A 22,016-nucleotide genomic window follows, 5' to 3' on the forward strand; every position below is an offset into this window, starting at 1 on the left:
CCTCACACCCGCGCTACCCGGACGGGCCGAAACAGGGAGAGACACGCGTGGGCGGCAATCGCAATCAGACGTATGACGAGGTCGTCACCGGCCGCCGAAGCATTCGCGGCTTTCTGGACAAGCCGGTGCCGCGCAATCTGATCGAGGAGATCGTCGCGCTCGCGACCCGCGCGCCGTCCAGCTACAACAACCAGTGCTGGAACTTCACCGTGGTGACCGGCGACCCGCTCGACGCGATCCGCCGGGGCAACACCGAGGGCATCCTTGCCGGCAATCCCGACACGCGCGAGTTCCGCCGGCCCGAGGGCGATCCGCCTGAGCATCATCGCCGCCGCCAGATCGACGTCGCCAAGCAGCTGTTCGGTGCGATGGGGATCGAGCGGGAGGACAAGGAGCGCAGGCAGGACTGGACGCTGCGCGGTTTTCGCCAGTTCGATGCGCCCGTCTCCATCGTGGTGACCTACGACCGCGCGATCCTCGGCAGCGACATTGCGCCGTTCGATTGCGGTGCGATCACCAATGCGCTGGTCAACGCGGCATGGTCGCGCGGGCTGGGCTGCGTGATCAACTCGCAGGGGATCATGCAGAGCCCCGTGGTGCGCGAGCATGCGGACATCCCCGAGGATCAGGTGATCATGATCTGCGTCGCGATGGGCTGGCCCGACCCGGATTTCCCCGCCAACGCGGTCGTCTCCGAACGCAAGCCGCTGGACGAAACCGTCCGCTTCGTCGGGTTCGACGGCTGAGGGGAGAGCCTGCCCGCGCAGGCCTTCCCCCCACCGATCCTAGGCGGTAACTTCGGCCATCTCGGCGGCGCAGCGCTCCACCCAGCTCTTCACCTCCGGCCCTGCGGGCAGCGCATCGCCGAACCACTGGAACGGCGAGCTCAGCAGCATGTCCGCCGCGCTGAACCGTTCGCCCAGCAGCCACGGGCCGACGCGCAGGGGAGTGGCGAGCGTCTCCAGCATCCGCTCCATGTCGCCGAGCCCGTCGGTGACGACCGGATGGTCGATGCCTGCCCACTGGAGGATCAGCAGCGGCTCCATGATGCCCTGATAGTAGGACAGCCACGAAAGATACGCCCCGCGCCCCGCCTCGCCCGGCAGCGGGCCCAGTTTCGCCTGCGGGTACTTGTCGGTCAGGTAGAGCATGATCGCCCCGCGCTCGCGCACACGCTCGTCGCCATCGACGAGGTAGGGCACCTTCTTTTCCGGGTGCGGATTGTCCGGGTCCGGCGCGCCAGAGCCATCCTGCCGCCGGATGGTGACCTCGCGAATATCGGCATCGGCGCCGAGCATGCGGACCAGATGGACCACCGTATCGGAGCGGCTCTGGGGCGAGTGATAGAGCGTAAGCATGTGCTTTTTCCTTTCCGTTTGCGATGACACAGGGATATGCCCGCCCTCCTGACAGAAAGAGGCAGCAGCGATGGCACGGCAGGACAGGTTGATGCGACTGCTCGCCGCGCTCAGGCGGCTGCCCTCGCCCGTCACGGGGGCGCGGCTGGCGGCGGAAACCGAAATCTCGCAGCGCCAGCTCTATCGCGACATCGCCACCTTGCGCGCCGGCGGCGTGCTGATCGATGGTGCAGCAGGCTTTGGCTACACGCTGACCGAAGACCCCGCGCTGCCGCCGCAAAGCTTCACGCGCCTGGAAACCGAGGCGCTGATGCTGGCGGTGGGCAGTCTGGACGAGCTGGGTGACGAGCGGCTCGCCAAGGCGGGCCGCGACGCAATGGCGCGGATCATCGCCACCCTGCCCGACCGTCAGGCGCGCCAGTCCATGCACGCGATCATGCGATCGTGGCGCATGCCCGCAGAGCGCCCGCAAATCGCGGTCGATGTCGATCTGCTACGCCAGGCCTGCTGGGACGAGATGAGCGTGACGATTACCTATCGCGACCGGCAGGACCGGCACTCGACCCGCGAAATCCTCCCGCTGGGCCTCTCCTACAGCCCGACGACGCTGATGGTCGTCGGCTGGTGCCTGCTGCGCGAAGGATACCGCACCTTCGAGGTCGCGCGGATGGAACGGCTGGAGCTGGGCGAGACGAGCTTCCGCCCCCGCAGGGTCGAGCTGCTGCGCCGCTATCAGGCGATGCGCATGGCGGAATGGGAAGCGCAGAAGGCGGCGGAGCGGCAGGCCATCCCACCGCCCCGCAGCACAAACTACCGCAGGTTGACCACGTTGTCCGTCTCGGGGCGCTCGCGGCGACCATCGTAGAGAGTCTGCATCGGATCGTCGCCGACCACGATCGCCATGTTCGCGCCGAAGCCGTTGAAGTCGGTCTTCATCGCCGCGCCATAGGCACCCAGCATGCCGATCTCGACATAGTCGCCCGCCTTGATGTCGGCCGGAAGCGCGAAGGGCCCTTCCATGTAGTCCGCATCGTCGCAGGTCGGGCCGTAGAGCGAGAAGTCTTCGCTAGCGGCATGCTCGTCATGGCCGAGCGCGCGGACCGGGAATTTCCAGCCCAGGTGCGCGGCATCGTACAATGCGCCATAGGCACCGTCGTTGATGTACAGCTCCGTCCCGCGGCGCTTTTCGACCTTCGCCAGCAGCGAGGAATATTCCGCGCACAGCGCCCGGCCGGGCTCGCACCACAGCTCCGCCGAATAGGAAATCGGCAGCGATTCGGATGCGCGGAAGATCACGTCGAAATAGTCTTCGAGCGGCGGCGGCTCCATCCCCGGGTAGATGCTCGGGAAGCCCCCGCCCACGTCGATGATGTCGATCACCACGCTGGACGAAGCAATCGCGGCGCGCGCGCGCTCGAGTGCCTGCACATAGGCAAACGGCGTCATCGCCTGGCTGCCGACATGGAAGCACACGCCCAGCCAGTCGCAATGCTGGCGGGTCTGCTGCAGCAGCACGGGCGCGTCGATCAGATCGGTGCCGAACTTGCTCGCGAGCGACAGCTCGGAGAATTCGGAAGAGACGCGCAGACGCACCAGCAGCTTGAGGTCTTTTGCCGGGCTGCCGTCGGGCGCGCGGCACGCATCGACGATCTTGGCCAGCTCTTCCTCGCTATCGAGGCTGAAGGTGCGGCAGCCGTGCTGGTGATACGCCTCGGCAATCGCGCTGCGCGGCTTGACCGGGTGCATGAAGCACAGCTCCGCATCGGGCAGCAGCCCGCGCACGAGGCGGACCTCGGCGATCGAGGCGACGTCGTAATGGGTGATCCCGTTGTCCCACAGGATACCGATCAGATCGGGCGAAGGATTCGCTTTTACCGCGTAGAGTGCACGCCCGCGAAAGCCGTCCACGAAGAAACGCGCAGCGCGTGCCGCAGCGTGCGGACGGTTCAGGATAACCGGTTCGTCAGGCGAAAGCGCCGCAACTACGGATCGAGCGTCGGGATAAGTGGCCAATTCAAGGGACCCCCAAAACGGTTAGGTTTCAGACAAGGGCTGCCTTGCGGTTAGAGTCCCCTTGGGGCAGCGGAGGCGCGCAAATAGGCGTTCCGCAGCATGATGCAAGAGAAATCGGTATGCGCAGCATCTGATGATTCAACGCTGCCCAGCCTAGGAGTTCCGAAGAGGGTTCCGCAACCCCGGTCGCCCCCGGCATGAGCGGGCAGGAAACCGCCCTTGTCGCGTTACGACAGGCGGTTGCGGAATTCCTCGTACCCGAAGCGTTTCACGCATTCGAGCACGTCGGTTTCGCTGTCCCACAGCCAGATCGAGGGAAGCGGAACGCCGTTGAAGGTGTTGGTCTTCACCATCGAATAATGCGCCTGGTCGAGGAAGGCGATCCGCTGGCCCGCCTCGTTGGGCACGGGCAGCGAATATTCGCCGATCACGTCGCCGGCGAGGCATGACGGGCCGCCGAGGCGCACGGGCGGCTCACCCGCTTTCTCGTGCAGCATGGCGGGCCGGTACGGCGCTTCGATCACGTCGGGCATGTGGCAGGTGGCGGAGATGTCGGTGATCGCAATCGGGCCGTCGTTCTCTCCGGTATCGAGGATCGTGCCCACCAGAATGCCGGCATCGAGCGCGACCGCCTCGCCCGGTTCGAGGTAGATTTCCGCGCCGGTATCGTCCTTCGCATCGCGCAGGAACTCGATCAGCTCCTCGCGCTCGTAATCGGCGCGGGTGATGTGGTGCCCGCCGCCCATGTTGATCCACTTGAGCTGGCCGAAATACGGCTCGATCGCGTCGAACACCCGGTCCCAGGTGCGGTGCAGCGGCTCGAAGCCCTGTTCGCACAGGTTGTGGAAGTGGATGCCCTCTACGCCCTCCATATGCTCTTCGGTGAGCTGGCTGAGCGGGAAGCCGAGGCGGCTGCCGGGCGAAGACGGGTCGTAGCGTGGCACTTCGCCGGTCGGCACCTGCGGATTGATCCTGAGGCCTACGTCGAACGCCCCGCCGCTTGCCCTCGCCTGTTCCAGGATCAGCGCGGCGCGCTGCATCTGGCCGGGCGAGTTGAAGATCACATGGTCGGAAAGCCGCGCGACCTCCTCCAGCTCCTCGGGCTTGTAGGCCGCGCAATAGGTGCTGATCTCGCCATCGTAGAACTCGCTGGCGAGCCGCGCTTCCCACAGGCCGGAGGTGCACACGCCATCCAGATATTCTCCGATGATCGGCGCTGTGCTCCACATGCTGAAGGCTTTCAGCGCGCTGAGCATCTTGATCTCCGCCTCGTCGCGAATCTCGGCAAGGATACGGCAATTCTCGCGCAGCTTCGCCGCATCCACCACGAAGGCGGGCGTATCCACGCGGTTGAGATCGAAATGGGCGAAGGCGCCCGGGTCACCGGCTTTTGTTTCCATGATCACCAGATAGGGAAGCTTTCGGGTGCTGTCATCGGGCGGCGTCATGCATCGATCGAGGATTTGTGACGCGCGCGCCGTGTGGTGCTAGACCAGCCTGGCTTTGGGGACCTGCGGGGGACGCGAGATGCTGCGCTTTTCGGCAATGCTGTTTTGCCTGCTGGCGCTGGTGGCATCGGCGGGCGCGAGCGCGGGCGAACTCGACACGTTCGTCGATGCGCAGATGGAGCGCACGCCTCTGCCGGGCGTCGCCTGGGCCGTGGTCGATGGCGACGCGATCACCACCGGCGCGCACGGCAAGATCGAGGCGGGCGGCAATGCCGCGGTGACCGAGGACACGCCGTTTCTGCTCGGCTCGATCTCGAAAAGCTTCACCGCGCTGGCGGTGATGCAGCTGGTCGAGGCAGGAAAGGTCGATCTCGACGCGCCGATCGCGCGCTATCTGCCAGAGTTTGCGGGCAAGCCTGCGGGGGCGATCACCGTGCGTCAGCTGCTCGGCCACATCAGCGGATACTCGACCCTGCAAGGCAACAGCACGCCGGATGACAGCGGCACAGGGGCCGCTACGATTGCCCACCGCGCGGCATGGTATGCAGACCAGTCGCCAGCCTACGCGCCGGGAGCGCGATGGGCCTATTCCAACGCCAACTACCTGATCCTCGGCCGTTTGATCGAGGTTGTCGGCCGCATGCCCTACCCCGACTATATCACCACGAAGATCTTCGGGCCGCTGGGGATGGAGCACAGCTTCGTATCGGGTGCCGGAGAGCGCCGCGCGATGGCCCGGGGGCATACGCCGTGGTTCGGGTCGATGCGCCCGGTTGCCGCGCAAGGCGCAACGCTGGCCTCGGCCCCGCAAGGCGGGATCGTCTCCACCGCAGGCGACACGGCGCGCTATCTGCGGATGATGATGAATGGGCGGGACGATATTCTGAGCGCGGCGGGTAAGGCGCGGATGTTGCAACCCGCGAGCGAGGCAACGCCCGGTTATGGCCTCGGCTGGATGCTCGATGGCGCGGAGGGCAGCGCCTATCACACCGGCACCAGCCCCGGCTTCGATACGATCGCCGCGATGATCCCGGCCAAGCGGCGCGGCGTGGTGGTGCTGACCAACGGCAGCAGCGGGATGGGGTTCGCCGAGAGCACCGACCTGCGCCTCGGCCTGATCGCCCGCGCGCTCGACCTGCCGCAGGCCGAGGATACCGGCGCCACAATGCGCAAGGCCAATTTCCTCGCCCTCGCCGCCGCGCCGGTGATCTTCCTGCTGGCGATCATCTGGGCGTGGTGGAAACGCGGCGCACTGCGGACGAAGCGAGCGAACCGCTTCGGCCTGTTCAGCCTGTGGTTCCCGCTGCCCGCGATGGCGGCGCTGGCGTGGGTCTGCATCGCGCTGATCCCGCAGCTATTCGGCGTCTCGCTATCGACACTGCGGGAGTACCAGCCCGATATGGCACTGCTGCTGCTGGCAACCGCGGTTCTCGGGCTGGTGTGGGCGGTGACACGGCTGGCAATAGGCTATAGCGGGCGTCCGCCAACCGGCTGACCAGTGGCCAGCGTCACCGCTTCTCCAGAACCTCCAGCGCACGTGTAATCGCGGGGTCCGAGCCATCGGCAGCCGTGCTCGCAGGCTCGATAGCAACATCGGCAACGTAGTCCTCTCGCGGGGTTCCGTCGACGTGGAACAGCGCCTCGCCGCCCAGATCGACGCGCGCGCTGCTCAGTTCGAGCTGCTCATTCCACAGCCCGCCCAGCAGATCGCCCATGTTGGAGCCGATCGTGGTCGCATCGCTGGCCGCGTCCATCCCGATGACGATCCCCTCGCCCATGCTGCCGGTCCACCGACCGTGGAGCACGACCACGGGGCCATCGAAGCGCGGCTCACGCGGGAAGACATATTCGACGAACTGGCGCGGCACGGTGAACTCGCGCTCCAGCGCAGGGATGCGATGCATCTGGTAGGGGCTCACCCGGTCGGTGAAGTGCCCGATGATCGAACGGCCGACCTCGGTGTTCCCGCCGCTGGGCGTCTCGCGCATGTCGAGGATGATCGCGCGCGCGCCGGCCCCGATGGCCTCTTTCATCGCCGTATCGAAGGCGGTGATCGTGCCGTTGTCGCCCAGCGAATTGAGCGGCGTGAGCACAGCAACATCGCCGCCGGTGCCGACGAAGGAGAGGTCGACCAGTTTCCGGTCGTTCAGCGAATTGGCCCAGTCGCGGGTAGAGGCCAGCTCAAAGCTGCGGACCTGCCCCTTGGCCGACCGAATCTCCAGCGTGCGATCGCCCTTGCGCCGCCCGTTGACCGCCAGCGTCAGCCCGTAGTCGAGCTGTGCGGCGGTGGGATCGGCCAGCACCTCGTCGAACGGAGCCTGTGCGGCAGTCTTCACCGGTTTGCCATCGACCGAGAGCACCTCGTCCCCCGGCCGCAACCCCGCGTCGAACGCGGGCGATCCACGCCGCACATCGACGATCACCGCCTTGCCATCCTCGAACCGGGCATCGAGATCGGCGGCGGTCATCACGATCGCGTAGTCGTCATCCTCGAACGGGCCGACGATCAGATGCGGGTCCATGAAGGTCAGCGCGGTACGGTGCATGATCCGCCGCAGCGCCGCCTTGTCGGGCGCCTTCGCGGCCAACGCGCGCGACCGCTTCAGCTGCGCCTCGACGTCGATGTCGTCGCGCTCGAGATAAGCGTATTTGTCACGCAGCAGCTGCTCGAACTCGTCCCACGCCGCAGCCGCATCGAAGGCAGCTACATTCGACGCGGACTCGCTCGCAGCGTCTTGCGCGGCAACGGGCATGGACGCGCCCAGCGAGGCGAGAAGCAGGCACCCGAGGGCGATCTTGCGCATGGTCTGAAAGTCTCCGGCTGTTTCGTTCGTTCGGCGGTCAGCCAAACGCAGTCGGCCAAGGGTGTGTCAACCGGCCCGAACCGGCCCGCCCACCGATTGCGCCATCACGGCTTGAAGATGAAGAACGACCCCGCGCCGATCAGCGCGAACCCGATCAGCTGGTTGAGACCGGGCTTCTCTCCGAACATGAAGAAAGCGACGATGACGAAGCCGACTAGCGAGAAGATAGTGGTGATCGTCTTGAGCTCGGCCAGCGAATAGGCCGCGATGCCGATCCGGTTCGCGGGAACGGCGAACACGTATTCGCCCAGTGCGATCAGCCACGACACGCCGATCGCCCACACCAGCGTTTTTTCCGGCGCCTTGAGGTTGGCGTACCACGCGACGTTCATCACGATGTTCGACAGCGCCAGCAGGGCGATCGGTGCCAGCAGCGCAAGTTTCGGGCTCACTGCACATTCTCCAGAGCAGTCTCGAAAGCGGCCAGCGCCTCGGCGTCGAAACAGACCAGCGCGATGCGGTCGAACGCGTCGGGTTTCTCCGCCACCACGTCCGCGACCGTTCGGGCCGCGACCTGCGCCGCGCGATCCAGCGGATAGCCGTAGATCCCGGTCGAGATGGCGGGAATGCCCACACTGCGCGCGCCGATCTCGACCGCGCGGGCGAGCGATTCCCGGTAACAGCTCGCCAGCTGCTCGGGCTCGCCATGATCGCCGCCGCGCCAGACCGGGCCGACGGTGTGGATGACGTGCGATGCGGGCAGGCGATAGCCCTTGGTGACTTTCGCCTGTCCTGTTTCGCACCCACCCAGCGAGCGGCATTCCTCCAGAAGGTCCGGCCCCGCCGCCCGGTGGATCGCGCCATCCACGCCGCCCCCGCCCAGCAGCGAGGAATTGGCAGCATTGACGATGGCATCGAATTGCATCGTGGTAATATCGCCCGCTTCAACGTCGATAGCGGTCAGACCCATAGCTCCGCCCATTGCAATTGCTCCCGTGCGAAGAGAGCAGGTTACCGGATTCGATCTGCGCGATCCATCCGCCGACCGGGTCAGCGAATGGTCTGTGCGTCACATCGCGCAGATCTCGCCGGACTGTTTCCCTTCATGCACGAGGTTGAAGCATCCCTGTGAAAAACCGTCAGAGGTGCAATAGCCATCGACCTCCTCGCCTATCTCCGCCGACGGATCGCGCGACCGACAAAAATGCTCGCAATCCGAACGGGATCGGCAACTCTTGTTAAAATCGGATGCCAGTCCGGCGCCAGGCATAGGTTCACCGGCCGGCGCCTGCGATGCTGGCGCCTGCTCGCTGAAGGTGGATGGCTGGTCAGGTGGATCGCAGGCCGCCAGCAGGAGGACCAGAAAAGCCGCCGCTGCCGACCTGCTGACCATCAGAATTTCACAGGCCCGTCCAGCTCCTTCACGTTCCACGGAAGGCCGTGCTGGTTCAGCATCTCCATGAAGGGATCGGGATCGAACTGCTCCATGTTGAACACGCCGTCGCCGTCCCACGTGCCCTGCACCATCATCGCAGAACCGATCATCGCGGGCACGCCGGTGGTGTAGCTGACCGCCTGGTTGCCGGTTTCCTCGTAGGCGGCTTCATGGCTGCAGATGTTGTTGATGTAGAACGTCTTCTCGCCGCTGCCGTCGAGCGCTTCGCCGGTCGCGATGACGCCGATATTGGTCTTGCCCTTGGTCGTCTCGCCCAGGCTTTCGGGCTTGGGCAACACGGCGGCGAGGAACTGCAGCGGGATGATCTCGCGGCCCTGATACTTCACCGGTTCGATGCTGGTCATGCCGACCGCCTGCAGCACGCTGAGATGCTTGATGTATTCATCGCCGAAGGTCATCCAGAAGCGCGCGCGCTCCAGCTCGGGGACGAACTTCGCAAGGCTTTCCAGCTCCTCGTGGTACATCATGTAGGCGTTCTTGGGGCCGACCTCCTCGAAGTCGAACTCGGTCTTCACCTGCATCGCGGGCGTTTCCACCCATTCGCCGTTTTCCCAGTGACGCGCGGGCGCGGTCACTTCGCGGATGTTGATTTCGGGGTTGAAATTGGTCGCGAAGGCCTGCCCGTGATCGCCGCCATTGCAGTCGAGAATGTCGAGCTGGCGGATGGTCTTCAGCTTGTGCTTCTTGAGCCACATCGTGAACACGCTGGTCACGCCCGGATCGAAGCCCGATCCGAGCAGCGCGGTCAGCCCGGCATCCTTGAAGCGGTCCTGATAGGCCCACTGCCAGTGATATTCGAACTTCGCCTCGTCCTTGGGCTCGTAGTTCGCGGTGTCGAGGTAATCGACGCCCGCCTCAAGGCACGCATCCATGATCGGCAGGTCCTGGTAGGGCAGCGCGAGGTTCACGACCAGTTTGGGCCCGATCTTCTTGATCAGGTTGACCATCGCGGGGACTTCCTCGGCATCGATCTCGTAGGTCGAAATCTCCACGCCCGTGCGATCCTTCACCGAGGCGGCAATCGCATCGCACTTCGATTTCGTGCGGCTGGCAAGGTGAATGTCGCTGAAGATGTCCTTGTTCATCGCCATCTTGTGGACGCAGACCGAGCTCACGCCCCCTGCCCCGATCACCAGAACCTTCGCCATGTGTGTCTTCCTTTCGAATACGAATCTTTGCGCGCGCCCTTAGCCAAACGGACGCGCGCCTCCAAACGATCCGGCGCGCATTGCGGCAAAGCGTGCTTTCCTAACCCGGTCGGGGGTTCTAACGGGGGCGCATGAGCGCGCCAAACCCCATCATCGACCTGCCTGAACCGGGGCGCCGTGACCCGGCCGGATTTTTCGCCTCAAGACACTGTGTCAGGTGTGTCAGCCGCCCCGCAGGAGCGACGAGCTGATGCCCGACATGCGCACCCCGACTCGCGATGGCGTGATCGCCGCTGCGCGCAGCATCGCGCAGATCCTGCCGCCCACCCCGCTGCTGCCGGTCGAGATCGGCGGCGTGCGCTGCTGGATCAAGGCGGAAAGCCTGCAACCGATCGGCGCGTTCAAGATCCGTGGCGGCTGGTGGCGGCTTTCGTGTCTGAGCGAAGAGGAACGCGCGCGCGGCGTGGTCGCGGTCTCCAGCGGCAACCATGCGCAGGGCGTCGCCTGGGCGGCGAGGAAGCTCGGGATCAAGGCGGCGATCGTGATGCCGCGCAATGCACCCAGAGTGAAGCTTGAAGCGACCAAAGCGCTGGGCGCGGAGATCATCCTCTATGATCGCCCCGGCGAAGACCGGGACGAGGTCGCCGCGCGCGAGATCGAAAAGCGCGGCGCAGTGCTGGTACACGCCTTTGCCGATGCCTGGGTGATCGAAGGACAAGGCAGTGCAGGGATCGAGTTTACCGAGCAGCTGGGCAAGCAGCCGCCGATGATCCTCGCCTGTTGCGGCGGCGGCGGGCTGACCGCGGGGCTGGCGCTGGCCTGCCCGGAAAGCAAGGTCGTGCCGGTCGAGCCCGAAGGGTGGGACATGGTCGGCCAGGCGCTGGCGCAAGGCGAGATCGTGCAGGTCGCGTCCGATGCGCCGACAACCATCTGCGATGCGCTCCAGCCGCCGGCGACCCAGCAGATCAACCTCGATGTGCTGCGCGGTCGTGCGCAGCCCGGCGTGACCGTTTCCGACGAAGACGTGCGCACCGCACAGCGCTTCGCCTTTGCGAAACTCGGCCTCGTGGCAGAGCCCGGCGGCTCGGCGGCCCTTGCGGCAGCCCTTGCCGGTAAGCTAGCGCTGGAAGATGATACCGTCATCATGCTGACCGGACGCAATGTCGACCCCACGGCCTATGCCGCGACCATCGCGCCCGACGCAGCCTGAACACCGCAACCGGAGACTACCCCCCATGCCGCAAGGCGATACCCACATCATCGACCGTTCGGTGGTCCGCAAGAGCTCGGGCCTCAAGGACACGCTGCTCGACAAGGCCTTCGCCACCGCGTTTCGCGGGCTGGTCTACGCGCAGATCTGGGAAGACCCGGTGGTCGACATGGAAGGCCTGCAGATCAACGAGGACAGCCGCGTGCTGTGCATCGCCAGCGGCAGCTGCAACGCGCTGAGCTACCTCACGGCGAACCCTGCCGCGATCACTGCGGTCGATCTCAACCGCGCGCATATCGCGCTGGGCCGGCTGAAGATCGCCGCGATCAACGCCCTTCCCAATTACGACCTGTTCCGCCGCTTCTTCGCGCATTCCGATTACAAGGAAAACGTGTCGATCTACGAAGACCGGATCGCCCCGCTGCTGGACGCGGAAAGCCGCAAGTACTGGGAGGGGCGCGACATTCGCGGCCGCCGCCGGATCACCCAGTTCCAGCGCGGGATCTACAAGCAGGGCCTGCTGGGCAACTTCATCGGCATGGCCCACCTGTTCGCCAAGCTGTACGGCGTGGACCTGCGCAAGGTGCTGGAAGCGCCCAGCGTGGAAGAACAGCGCGAGGTGTTCGAGAACGAGCTGGCCCCGGTGTTCGACAAGAAGTTCGTCCGCTGGGTGACCAACCAGCCCGCCTCTCTGTTCGGCCTCGGCATTCCGCCCGCGCAGTACGACGCGCTGGCAGGTGACGAGAAGATGGCCGAAGTGCTGCGCAAGCGGCTGGAGAAGCTGGCCTGCGATTTCGACGTGAAGGACAACTACTTCGCATGGCAGGCGTTCAATCGCGGCTATTCGAAGGACGAAAACGCCTCGCTGCCGCCTTACCTCCAGCGCGAGAACTACGCCGACCTGCGTGAGCGGGTCGCCCGGCTGAGCGTGCAGCGCGCCAACCTTTCGGAATTCCTCTCCTCGCAACCCGCGATGAGCCTCGATCGCTACGTCTTCCTCGACGCGCAGGACTGGATGGACGATCACCAGCTGACCGATCTGTGGCGCGAAGTCACGCGCACGGCACGCAAGGGTGCGCGGGTGCTGTTCCGCACCGCTGCCGAGCCCAGCCTGCTGCCGGGCCGCGTGCCGAACGAGATCCTCGACCAGTGGACCTATCACGACGAGCTGTCGAAAGATCTGACCCAGCGCGACCGCAGCTCGATCTACGGCGGCGTGCACCTCTACGAGCTGACGTGATGGCCGACGCGGGGGGCAACCACGATCACGCCGCGCTGATGGATTCGATCTATCGCGGGCAGAAGTACATCTACGACGTCACGCGCAAGTACTACCTGTTCGGGCGCGACGATCTGATCCGTGGGCTGAATTGCGCGTCCGGCGATGCGGTGCTGGAAATCGCCTGCGGCACGGGGCGCAACCTTGCCAAGGTGCAGCACGCCTACCCCGGCACCAAGCTGTTCGGGATCGATATTTCGGCGGAAATGCTCAGCAGTGCGCAGGCCAAGCTGGGTACCAACGCGATCCTCGCACCGGCCGATGCGCGCCAGTTCGATGCGCGCGCCATGCTCGGCCGCCCGACATTCGATCGGGTGATCCTGTCCTATTCGATCTCCATGATTCCCGACTGGGAGCGCGCGATGCGCCATGCGGCCACACTGGTCGCGCCGGGCGGGTCGCTGCACGTGGTCGATTTCGGCAGCTACAGCGCGCGCGACACGCTGGGCGCGCGGATCCTGAAGTGGTGGCTCAAGCAGTTCCACGTCTCCCCCAGGCTCGACCTGCCCGAGGTCGCGGAAGAAATTGGCGCACAGCCCGGCTGGCGGCGCGAGGGGCGCGACGGAATGGGCGGCTATTACCGGCTGGAGCGGCTGACCCGCGAGGCCGGGGCCACGGATTGACAGGCCCGCTGCCCAGCGCCACGCTCGGCGCAAAATCTCAGGGGGAATGAATGCAGGCTCAAATGCTCGCTCCGGGCGCGGTGCTCGTCGCTTGGTCGCTCGTGGTGCTGCTGTGGATGGCGGCGGTGCGCCTTCCCGCGATGGCGAAGATCGCGGACCAGGTGCAAGGTGCCAAGCGCGGTGGCCGGGGACAGGACCTGGAAGGGGTCATCCCCGACAAGGTCAACTGGAAGGCACATAACTACAGCCACCTGATGGAACAGCCCACGCTGTTCTACGCCACCATCGTGATCCTCGCGATCCTCGCCCCCAGCCCGCTCGCGATCCTGCTGGCGTGGATCTACGTGGGGCTGCGCATCGTGCACTCGGTCTGGCAGGCGACCGTCAACATCGTGGCGATTCGCTTCCTGCTGTTCATCACCTCTACCCTCGCCCTGATCGCGCTCGCGGTCATGGCCCTCATTGCAACTCTCGGAGCGCCCTCATGATCGGCATGGATATCCTGCAACCCGTCGTCGCGCTGATGATCTGGACCATGATCATGTGGGTCTGGATGTACGCGACCCGCATTCCGGCGATGCAGAAGAACCCCGATATCGACGCGAACCGGCTGGTCGGCGCGACCGGCGCGAGCCTGCGGGCGATGCTGCCCGAACGGGTCAACTGGAAGGCGGACAACTACAACCACCTGCACGAACAGCCGACGGTGTTCTACGCAGTCGGGATCGTGCTCGCGATTATCGGCGCGGGCGACGGCGTTCCGGCTCTGCTGGCATGGATCTACGCCGGTCTGCGGGTGATCCACACGATCGTGCAGGTCACTGCAAACCGCGTGCTGGTCCGCTTCGTGCTGTTCGCGGTGTCCAGCATCGTGCTGATGGCGCTGATCGGGATCGCCGCAGCGCGGGTGTTTGGAGGCTGAGAATCGGAAAGCTGGCGGGTGCGATCCTTTTCAGGAAGGCATCCGGCCCGCGCCCTACTCGGCTGCTTCGGCTTCCTCGACGTGGCCGTGCAGGTCGATCTCGATCCCTGACAGGAACCGCTCCGCATCCAGCGCAGCCATGCAGCCGGTGCCCGCAGCAGTCACCGCCTGGCGATAGGTGTGGTCCATCACGTCGCCGCATGCGAACACGCCGGGGATCTCGGTCTTGGGCGTGCCCGGCTCGACCTTCAGGTAACCGCCGTCTTCCAGCGGCAGCTGGCCCTGGAACAGCTCGGTCGCGGGGGCATGGCCGATCGCGACGAAGGCCCCGTCGACCTCCAGCGTAGATTCCTCGCCCGTCTGCGTGTCCTTGAGGACCAGATGATGCAGCGCGCCGTTCTCGCCCGGGACGAACCGCTCGACCGCCTTGTTCCACAGCGGCGTGATCTTGTCCGAAGCGAACAGCCGTTCCTGCAGGATCTTCTCCGCGCGCAACTCGTCGCGGCGGTGGATCAGCGTCACGTCGTCGGAGTGGTTGGTGAGGTACAGCGCCTCTTCGACCGCGGTGTTGCCGCCGCCGATCACCGCGACTTTCTTGCCGCGGTAGAAGAAGCCGTCGCAGGTCGCGCAGGCCGACACGCCCTTCCCGCCCAGCTCCTGTTCGCCCGGCACGCCGAGCCACTTGGCCGAGGCACCGGTCGCGATCACCACCGTGCTCGCGATATACTCGTCGCCGCTATCACCCTTGGCGCGGAACGGCGGGCCCGACTTGAGGTCGATCTCCACGATCGTGTCCCAGATCATCTGCGTGCCGACATGCTCGGCCTGCGCGCGCATTTGCTCCATCAGCCACGGGCCCTGAATCACATCGGCGAAGCCGGGATAGTTCTCGACATCGGTGGTGATGGTCAGCTGCCCGCCCGGTTGCAGGCCCTGGACCATGATCGGCTGGAGCATCGCGCGCGCGCCGTAAATGGCCGCGCTGTAGCCCGCCGGGCCGGAACCGATGATGAGCATCTTGGTGCGGTGCGTCGCCATGTGCGAAGCGTCTCCTGTCAGTCTAAAGTCTTGCGGCGAATATGGGGATCATGGCGCGCAGAGTCACGCCACGAAGCGCGCCTGAAGCTGGTCGCGCAGCGCGTCATCCACACCAATCGTCTGCGCCAGAAACGCATCGAGCGATCCCCAGCGCCGATCCACCGTCCCGATGAAGCGGTCGAAATAACTCTCGCGCACCTGCATCAGCGCGTCGATCGTCGGCCGGTCGAGCGGGCCGAGCCGCGCCTCGATCCCCGGCAGGGACTGCCTCTCGAGGATGTCGTAGGTGGGCGCGTCATTGGTGCGCAGGAACTCGGTGACCATGTCGGCACGCGATACGCCAAGGATATGGTGCAGCAACGCAGCCGCTATCCCCGTGCGGTCCTTGCCCGCGAAGCAATGGACCAGGCTGGCCCCGTCGCGATCCGCCAGAGTGCGCAGGTACTGCCCGAAAATCACCTGCATCGCCGGGTTCTCGGGCATACGGGTGTACAGCGTCAGCATCCGCTCCTGCGCGGTCTCGGGCGTAAGCTCGCGCTTCTCCTGTGGGACGTGCGGCGGGCTGGAGCTGGTTTCGCCATCGTAGAACACGACCTCGCCATCCCACAGATCGGGGCGGCGGCATGGGTGGCGTTCCCGCTCTCCATTGCCGCGCAGGTCGATCACGGTGCGGATGCCCAGATCGGCGAAGGTCCGCAGGTCCGCGTCACTCGCTTCGACATGCTGGCCAGAGCGATAGAGCAGCCCGCTCACCACGCGCCCCCCGCCCTGCGTGGGATAACCGCCATAATCGCGGAAATTGTGAATCCCCTCGGTGGCGAGGAAGGTGGCGTCGCTATCGGTGCTCATGCAGGATCGGTTGGCAGGAGCGCCGGGTGCGCGCAACCACCGACGACAAATTGCAAAGCGCAACCCTTGCCAAATCCGCTCATTTGCCCGAACCGATGGCCCAAACGAAAGCGGGATCGAGGAGCAAAGCATGGCAGACTACCAGACCATTCGCGTCGAACAGACCGACGGGATCGTGACCCTGACGCTGAACAAGCCGGACAAGCTCAATGCGATGGGGCCGGAGATGGTCGGCGAAATGCTCAAAGCGTTCGATGCGCTGCCCGCGATGGGCGCACGCGCGCTGATCATCACCGGAGAGGGACGCGGGTTCAGTTCCGGCGCGGAACTGGGCGGGCGCACCTTCGATGGCGGCAATCCGGGCGATGCCTCGCGCCGGTCGCTGCAGACCAGTTTCAACCCGCTGATGCTGAGCCTCGCCGGGCTAGACATTCCGGTGGTGACGGCGATCAACGGCGCGGCTGCCGGTATCGGCTGCACGCTGGCGCTGTCGGGCGACCTGATCGTGGCGGGCAAGTCCGCCTATTTCCTGCAGGCCTTCGTCAATATCGGCCTGGTGCCCGATGGCGGCGCGACCTGGGTGCTGCCCAAGGCGGCGGGCATCCCGGCGGCGATGGAGGCGATGCTGCTGGGCGAGCGCATTCCCGCAGAGCGCGCTTACGAACTGGGCATGGTCAACCGCTGCGTCGAGGATGCGGCGGTGATGGACGAGGCGCAGGCGCTGGCCACCAGGCTGGCCAATGGCCCGACCGTTGCGATGGGGCAGATCCGGCGGCTGGTCCGCAATGCGCAATCGCAAAGCCTGTCCGACGCGATGAATGCCGAGGCCGAGGCACAGCGGATCGCGGGCAATAGCGAGGATTTCAAGGAAGGCGTTCAGGCCTTCCTCGGCAAGCGCGAGGCGCAGTTCAAGGGGCGCTAGTCGCCGCGCGAGATATACCGCGCGGGCGGGTGTTTATTCGCCCGCCTGCGCCAGCAGCCCGCGCGCCTGTTTCAGGTGCGGAATGTCGATCATCTCGCCATCGAGCTGGAGCGCGCCTGCATCGGGGTTCTCCTCGAACAGGGCGACGATCCGGCGTGCCCGCTCAAGGTCCTCGTCCGAGGGTGTGAAGGCGCGGTTGGTCGGCCCGATCTGCGCGGGGTGGATGCACATCATGCCCCGAAAGCCGAGCGTGCGGGCCGCCTGCGCGGTGCGGTGCATCCGCTCTTCATCGCGGAAATTGGGGTCGATCGTCTCGATCGGGGCAATGCCTGCCGCGCTTGCCCCCGCGAGGCACAGCGTGCGCGCCAGTGCGAAGGGTTCCAGCAGATTGCCCTGCGCGTCGCGGTTGGCCGCCGCGCCGAAGGCCGCTGCGAGGTCTTCCGCACCCCAGGTCAGCGCGTCGAGCCGGGGCACACCGGCATAGTCGCCCAGCCGGAACAGCGCGGGCGCGGTTTCGGTCGCGACCACGATAAGGCGAATACTCTCCGCCTCCAGCCCGGCGGCGGCCTCCAGCGCGGTGAGGTAGTGGCCCAGCAGGCGCGTTTCGTCCGGCGTCGCCTTGGGCAGCATGATGCCGTCGGGGCGATGCTTCACGATCGCGACCAGATCGGTCAGCGCGTGGGCCGTATCCATCGGGTTGATCCGCACCCATAGCGGCTTGCCCCGCTCGCCCTGCTCCGCCAGCGCCCCGGCGACATGCTCGCGCGCGGCAGGCTTGGCGCTCTCGGCGACCGAATCCTCCAGGTCGAGGATGATCAGGTCGGCTTCGCCCGCCAGCGCCTTTTCAAACTTGCGCGGCGAATCTCCGGGCACGAACAGGAGCGAACGTGCGGTCCACGGGCGGATGGTCGCGGCGGGCATCGCGGCCGCCTTCAGTGCATGCGTGTTCATCCGCACGGCTCTAGCGCGGCCGCGGCCTAGTAACCAGAGCGCCCGCTAGAGGCGACAGCGCACGCTGATATTGCGCGCGATCGCCTTGCGCTTGTCCGGATGCGCACGGTCGCCCTCCGACCAGTCGACCTGATAATCGATCGATTCGTAGATCGTGGTGCGCGGCGTCCACGAATCCGCGCAGGCCATGCGCGCAGCCATCTCCACCTTCGCCGCCAGCTCTCGCCGCGCCTCGCTGGTGTCGCTGAAAAAAGCGCTCTCCACCCCGCGCTCGACCCGGACCAGCTCGGCCCTCTGCGGTTGTTGCGCCATCGACGGGCAGGCGCATAGCGCCGCCAGCACCGCAGCCGGTGCGATCTTGTGAGCCATTCCCATTCCCCCTTCGCGGCGGTTCGCAGCCCCCCCGCGCAGGAGAAAGTTTGCAACCCGCGCGCCGACCGTCAAGCCGCGACACCGATAGAGATGCGACCGGTCGAAGGGAGTTTGAGCGCGGCAGAACGAAACGACCTCACCGGTCGGCCTGCGCCAACCGGTGGGGTCGCCCCGAGAAATGGGATGCGGCTTTAGTAGATCAACACCGGATCGGGATCGATCATCCCGCCCCGGCCGCCGCCCATGAACATCATGCCTGGTGCCGCGAAATTGCCATCGGCAAACATAATGCCTTCGACCGCCTGCGAGGGCACATAGTCTGCCACAGGGTAGAAGACGTCTGCGGGGTTCTCCGCCACGAAGGCACCGTCACCCTCGCCCAGGTTCTGCAACGCGCCCACCGCATCGTCGTAACCATGGCTGCAGGAGCCCGCACCACAGGGACAACCGCTATATTGTTCGACCGGGATGGTGAGATCGGGCTCGATTTCGACTCCGCGATTGGCAAGGTTTGCGGCATTCGCCGCCGCCTCGGCAGCGAATTGCAATTCACCAGAGGTCGCTTGGACCTGGGTGAAGTCGGACCCGCCGTAGGAGACATAGGTGTAGTCACCCCCAAAGCCGACAATGTCGCCCAGACCGTCACCATCCACATCAGCGATGGTGCGCACGAAGCGATCATTGGAGGTCCAGCCACCTGCGGCATCGCTGGCCCCGTAAGAAGCGATCGCGAGGACCGGAGAGGCGAAGGTGCCGTCGCCCTGCGACAGCGAAACAAAAGCCCCGCCCGAACCGAAGCCGACAATGTCGGCATATCCGTCACCATTCACGTCGGCCACGCGGCGCGGATAGGTATCGTCGCTGGCCCAGCCACCACCGGCAGCGGAATAACCGAAGCCGGCAATGCCCAGGATCGTGGAGCCGAACGTGCCGTCGGCCTGACCCAGCGATACGTAGGCACCATTGCCGCCGAAGCCGACGATGTCGGCGCGGCCATCGCCGTTGACGTCGGCGATCTGCCGCGGGAAGCGATCGACCGACGACCAGCCGCCGCCGCTATCGCTCGCACCAAAGCCGTTGAGCGCCAGATTGGTTGCGCCGAAAGTGCCATTGGCCTGACCGAGCGAGACGTAAACGCCTGCAGCGCCAAAGCCGATCAGATCCGCACGACCATCGCCGTTCACGTCCGAGACCGTACGGGGATAGGTGGAGTCATTGGTCCACCCGCCGGCCGCATCGCTCGCACCGAAGCCGTTATAGACCAGCGCGACGTCACCGAAGGCAAGCTGTTGCCCACCCGACGGAGCTTGGCCGAGCGCCACGTACACGCCCGCCGAACCGAAACCGATCAGGTCGACACGGCCATCGCCATTCACGTCGGCAATGGTGCGCGGATAGACGTCGTTGCTGCTCCAGCCGCCACCGGTCTGGCTGGCACCGAAACTGTTATAGGCGAGAAAGGCATTGCCGAAGCCGCCCGAACCGTTCGACAAGGCGACGTACACGCCATCTCCGCCGAACCCGACCAGGTCGGCCCGGCCATCGCCGTTCATATCCTGCGCGATGCGCGGATAGGTGGTGTCATCGGACCAGGCACCGGCCGACTGGCTGTAGCCGAAGCCGGCATAGGCCTGCGTAGCGTTGCCGAAGCTGGAACCGCTGCGTGCGAGCACCATATCGTTGAACATCAACCGTTCGATACTGCTCAGCGTATCGGTGCCGTCGGCCCCGGACACCTGCACACGGCCACCGCTGAGGTTGGTGATCGTGTAGTCCGCCCGGTTGCCGGAGAACACCGCCGTATCGGTCCCTACGCCGCCGTCGATCGTGTCATTGCCTGCATTGCCGCGCAGGATGTTGTCCGCGCTATTGCCGATGATCGTGTCCGCCCCGGCCCCGCCGATCGCGTTCTCGATCACCGTGCCGCGCGCAATCACGAGGTTGCCGACGCGCCCGCGGGTGTTGCCGAACACCTCGGGATTGAGGTTGATCAGCTGGGTGTAGGAAGCATTGGTGAAGGAGTAGTCGAGCGTATCGATCCCGCCATGGTCGATGATCGCCACGGTCGCGTTGGCATTGACCGATGCGTCATACACCGCACGACCCGAGGTGTTGTTGAACCCGTAGGTCGTGTCGCCGGTGCGAGTGCCAGAATAGCTCGCGTAGAGCCCACCATTGGTGGAGATGATATCGGCCACCATCGGCGTGATGGTGTACTGATAGGTAAAGCCCTGCTGGCTGAAATAGGTGTTCTCGCCCGGCGAGAAGTACGACATGATCGTCGTGTTCCAGCTGTCGTTCTGGTACAGGGCGTCGGCCGGATAGTCGGCCGATCCGTTATAGTTGCCACCGTGACCAAGCCCCAGCGCATGGCCGATCTCGTGAATATAGGTCTGGAACGAATAGGTGTTCAGCGTGGTGCCGTAATTCGTCAGCCAATCGGTCGAGACATTGACCCTGCTGTTGCCGGTGAAGAACCCGTTGGACGTCGAGCCGCCGGCGAAGGCACCGGACTCGTTGTCGTCGAAGGTGATCTGCGCGCTGGTCGTGATCTCGCTGAAATTGATCCCGGTGACGTCGGTCCACAGGTTAAGCGCTTCGCGGGCAAGGAACTGCCCTTCCGTCGTCAGACCGGTCAGGTTGACGGTAATCGTACCGCCCGGGGCAACGTTCCAGCGGCGGGTGCTACCGCCCCAGTAACCCGAGGTCAGCTGATCCGAAATCTGGTCATTGGTGAAGATCGGCAGCGCTTCGGCAAGCGCGGTCGTGAGGGTATAGCCGCCGGTGCCGGTGCTGTAGGCGCCGACATCGAGATAATATCCGCCCGAAGTGGTCGCGGTAAACCTGATCTGCGAATAGGTATTTCCGGGATAGGCGATGTCGTCGTTGGTCGCGATCTGGTTGCCGTTGGCATCGCGCAAGGTCAGGATCGTATCGACACCGCTTCCGCTCTGCGGCGCGCTGGTGGTGAAGGAGTACGTCTGCCCCGCAGTCAGAAAGACCCGATACCAGTCATGGTCACCCGAAGTGTCGATCGCTTCCCCAGTATAAGACCCAGGCACCGAGACGTTGGTTGTCGTCGCACTGGACCCTTGCACACCATCGGGCATCTTACTCTCCCCTCAAAGAAAAACTGACCGTGGATAACACGGTTATCGATTCGCCGAAATGGCGTTGGCCCCCTGATCGGCCAGCTGATCGATCAGGTACCCGTCCGCCGGGCGATCCATCAACATGTACTCTATTTCCGGCAATTCGGTTCTGTCTCCGTCTTGGGACAGAACGATATTCAATCTGGAGATCCCGTTGGGAAAAAAGCTCGCGCTCGCCTGAACCCAGTTACCGCCGCCTGCGGCGGGCGCGCTGCCCTCGGCCATAACCGTCTGACGACCGAGCGCGGCATCCAGCCGATCCTTCAGCCGGGCGCAGACCTGGTCGCGGGTCATCCGCTGTTCGAACAGCTTGGCCCCCTCGACTGTGCAGTAGAAGCGGGTATCGCCCGGAAGCTTCGCGGCGGCGCAGCCGGTCGTCATAAGCAAGACCCCCAGAAAAAGCCCGGTCGCAAACAGACGCTGGCGGGCGATCCGTCTCGGCTGCCTGGATGGCCGCAATGTCCGCATAGC

At 65.3% G+C, this 22,016-nt stretch carries 23 protein-coding genes; 9 read left to right on the forward strand and 14 right to left on the reverse strand.

Going from position 1 to position 22,016, the window contains the following annotated elements:
• The first annotated feature begins 47 nt into the window (after nt 1-47).
• Nucleotides 48-746, forward strand: a complete 699-nt coding sequence (locus K7H93_RS01020) for a nitroreductase (RefSeq protein ID WP_230781996.1) — start codon at nt 48-50, stop codon at nt 744-746.
• 39 nt (nt 747-785) lie between these two features.
• Here the strand turns inward: K7H93_RS01020 and K7H93_RS01025 are convergent, their stop codons facing one another.
• Nucleotides 786-1,358, reverse strand: a complete 573-nt coding sequence (locus K7H93_RS01025; protein ID WP_230781998.1) for a glutathione S-transferase family protein — start codon at nt 1,356-1,358, stop codon at nt 786-788.
• 91 nt (nt 1,359-1,449) lie between these two features.
• On the opposite strand from K7H93_RS01025, the gene K7H93_RS01030 reads away from it, so the two are divergent.
• Entirely contained in the window at nt 1,450-2,223 is a 774-nt protein-coding gene (locus K7H93_RS01030) for a helix-turn-helix transcriptional regulator (RefSeq protein ID WP_230782000.1), read from the forward strand.
• Here the strand turns inward: K7H93_RS01030 and K7H93_RS01035 are convergent.
• Both K7H93_RS01035 and K7H93_RS01040 read right to left on the reverse strand, forming a co-directional pair.
• Complete coding sequence (locus K7H93_RS01035; RefSeq protein ID WP_226660517.1) at nt 2,169-3,371, reverse strand: type III PLP-dependent enzyme; 1,203 nt, start codon at nt 3,369-3,371, stop codon at nt 2,169-2,171. The two genes, K7H93_RS01030 and K7H93_RS01035, sit on opposite strands and share 55 nt — an antisense overlap.
• Nucleotides 3,372-3,598: 227 nt before the next feature.
• Nucleotides 3,599-4,771 carry a carboxynorspermidine decarboxylase gene (locus tag K7H93_RS01040; protein WP_230783136.1) on the reverse strand — a complete coding sequence of 391 codons (1,173 nt, stop codon included), beginning with the start codon at nt 4,769-4,771 and terminating at the stop codon, nt 3,599-3,601.
• Between the two features lie 127 nt (nt 4,772-4,898).
• Here K7H93_RS01040 and K7H93_RS01045 point away from each other — a divergent pair, with 127 nt between their 5' ends.
• Entirely contained in the window at nt 4,899-6,314 is a 1,416-nt protein-coding gene (locus tag K7H93_RS01045) for a serine hydrolase domain-containing protein (RefSeq protein ID WP_230782002.1), read from the forward strand.
• A 13-nt stretch (nt 6,315-6,327) separates the two neighbouring features.
• Here the strand turns inward: K7H93_RS01045 and K7H93_RS01050 are convergent, their stop codons facing one another.
• The 5 genes from K7H93_RS01050 to K7H93_RS01070 all read right to left on the reverse strand — a co-directional run bounded on the left by K7H93_RS01050 (nt 6,328) and on the right by K7H93_RS01070 (nt 10,227).
• A complete protein-coding gene (locus tag K7H93_RS01050; protein ID WP_230782003.1) occupies nt 6,328-7,623 on the reverse strand; it encodes a S41 family peptidase in 1,296 nt (431 codons plus the stop codon).
• Between the two features lie 104 nt (nt 7,624-7,727).
• Nucleotides 7,728-8,075, reverse strand: coding sequence for a DMT family protein (locus K7H93_RS01055; RefSeq protein ID WP_082385048.1), 348 nt, complete (start codon nt 8,073-8,075; stop codon nt 7,728-7,730).
• Nucleotides 8,072-8,593 carry an O-acetyl-ADP-ribose deacetylase gene (locus tag K7H93_RS01060; RefSeq protein WP_230782004.1) on the reverse strand — a complete coding sequence of 174 codons (522 nt, stop codon included), beginning with the start codon at nt 8,591-8,593 and terminating at the stop codon, nt 8,072-8,074. The genes K7H93_RS01055 and K7H93_RS01060 overlap by 4 nt, the downstream gene beginning before the upstream one ends.
• A 99-nt stretch (nt 8,594-8,692) precedes the next feature.
• Nucleotides 8,693-9,016 carry a hypothetical protein gene (locus K7H93_RS01065; protein ID WP_230782005.1) on the reverse strand — a complete coding sequence of 108 codons (324 nt, stop codon included), beginning with the start codon at nt 9,014-9,016 and terminating at the stop codon, nt 8,693-8,695.
• Nucleotides 9,016-10,227 (reverse strand): saccharopine dehydrogenase family protein, encoded by a 1,212-nt coding sequence (locus K7H93_RS01070; protein WP_230782006.1) that lies wholly within the window; start codon nt 10,225-10,227, stop codon nt 9,016-9,018. The genes K7H93_RS01065 and K7H93_RS01070 overlap by 1 nt, the downstream gene beginning before the upstream one ends.
• 250 nt (nt 10,228-10,477) lie before the next feature.
• On the opposite strand from K7H93_RS01070, the gene K7H93_RS01075 reads away from it, so the two are divergent.
• From K7H93_RS01075 to K7H93_RS01095, 5 genes are read left to right on the forward strand one after another with little or no spacing between them, the layout of a single operon-like run.
• A complete protein-coding gene (locus K7H93_RS01075) occupies nt 10,478-11,437 on the forward strand; it encodes a threonine ammonia-lyase (RefSeq protein ID WP_230782007.1) in 960 nt (319 codons plus the stop codon).
• A gap of 25 nt (nt 11,438-11,462) precedes the next feature.
• Nucleotides 11,463-12,677 (forward strand): BtaA family protein, encoded by a 1,215-nt coding sequence (locus tag K7H93_RS01080; RefSeq protein WP_010237182.1) that lies wholly within the window; start codon nt 11,463-11,465, stop codon nt 12,675-12,677.
• On the forward strand, nt 12,677-13,339 hold the full coding sequence (locus K7H93_RS01085) for a class I SAM-dependent methyltransferase (RefSeq protein ID WP_230782008.1): 663 nt from the start codon (nt 12,677-12,679) through the stop codon (nt 13,337-13,339). The genes K7H93_RS01080 and K7H93_RS01085 overlap by 1 nt, the downstream gene beginning before the upstream one ends.
• A 50-nt stretch (nt 13,340-13,389) precedes the next feature.
• Nucleotides 13,390-13,827 (forward strand): MAPEG family protein, encoded by a 438-nt coding sequence (locus tag K7H93_RS01090; protein WP_230782009.1) that lies wholly within the window; start codon nt 13,390-13,392, stop codon nt 13,825-13,827.
• Complete coding sequence (locus tag K7H93_RS01095) at nt 13,824-14,261, forward strand: MAPEG family protein (protein WP_230782010.1); 438 nt, start codon at nt 13,824-13,826, stop codon at nt 14,259-14,261. The genes K7H93_RS01090 and K7H93_RS01095 overlap by 4 nt, the downstream gene beginning before the upstream one ends.
• A gap of 54 nt (nt 14,262-14,315) precedes the next feature.
• On the opposite strand, the gene trxB is transcribed toward K7H93_RS01095, so the two are convergent.
• Together trxB and K7H93_RS01105 are read right to left on the reverse strand one after the other, a co-directional pair.
• Nucleotides 14,316-15,299 carry a thioredoxin-disulfide reductase gene (gene trxB, locus K7H93_RS01100; RefSeq protein ID WP_230782011.1) on the reverse strand — a complete coding sequence of 328 codons (984 nt, stop codon included), beginning with the start codon at nt 15,297-15,299 and terminating at the stop codon, nt 14,316-14,318.
• 63 nt (nt 15,300-15,362) lie between these two features.
• Complete coding sequence (locus K7H93_RS01105) at nt 15,363-16,148, reverse strand: tyrosine-protein phosphatase (RefSeq protein ID WP_230782012.1); 786 nt, start codon at nt 16,146-16,148, stop codon at nt 15,363-15,365.
• Nucleotides 16,149-16,278: 130 nt separating this feature from the next.
• Between K7H93_RS01105 and K7H93_RS01110 the strand changes: the two genes are divergently transcribed.
• On the forward strand, nt 16,279-17,070 hold the full coding sequence (locus K7H93_RS01110; RefSeq protein ID WP_054524041.1) for an enoyl-CoA hydratase-related protein: 792 nt from the start codon (nt 16,279-16,281) through the stop codon (nt 17,068-17,070).
• A gap of 33 nt (nt 17,071-17,103) precedes the next feature.
• Here the strand turns inward: K7H93_RS01110 and K7H93_RS01115 are convergent, their stop codons facing one another.
• The 4 genes from K7H93_RS01115 to K7H93_RS01130 all read right to left on the reverse strand — a co-directional run bounded on the left by K7H93_RS01115 (nt 17,104) and on the right by K7H93_RS01130 (nt 21,926).
• Nucleotides 17,104-18,021, reverse strand: coding sequence for an HpcH/HpaI aldolase/citrate lyase family protein (locus K7H93_RS01115; protein WP_230782013.1), 918 nt, complete (start codon nt 18,019-18,021; stop codon nt 17,104-17,106).
• Between the two features lie 45 nt (nt 18,022-18,066).
• Nucleotides 18,067-18,390 (reverse strand): hypothetical protein, encoded by a 324-nt coding sequence (locus tag K7H93_RS01120; RefSeq protein WP_010237169.1) that lies wholly within the window; start codon nt 18,388-18,390, stop codon nt 18,067-18,069.
• A 194-nt stretch (nt 18,391-18,584) separates the two neighbouring features.
• Nucleotides 18,585-21,503, reverse strand: coding sequence for a M10 family metallopeptidase C-terminal domain-containing protein (locus K7H93_RS01125; protein WP_230782014.1), 2,919 nt, complete (start codon nt 21,501-21,503; stop codon nt 18,585-18,587).
• Between the two features lie 42 nt (nt 21,504-21,545).
• The gene (locus K7H93_RS01130) at nt 21,546-21,926 is read right to left on the reverse strand and encodes a hypothetical protein (RefSeq protein ID WP_230782015.1); all 381 of its coding nucleotides are present in this window, start codon (nt 21,924-21,926) and stop codon (nt 21,546-21,548) included.
• Between the last annotated feature and the right edge of the window lie 90 nt (nt 21,927-22,016).

Origin of the sequence: Citromicrobium bathyomarinum (genome assembly GCF_021021475.1) — a bacterium.
Taxonomy (GTDB): domain Bacteria; phylum Pseudomonadota; class Alphaproteobacteria; order Sphingomonadales; family Sphingomonadaceae; genus Alteriqipengyuania; species Alteriqipengyuania bathyomarina.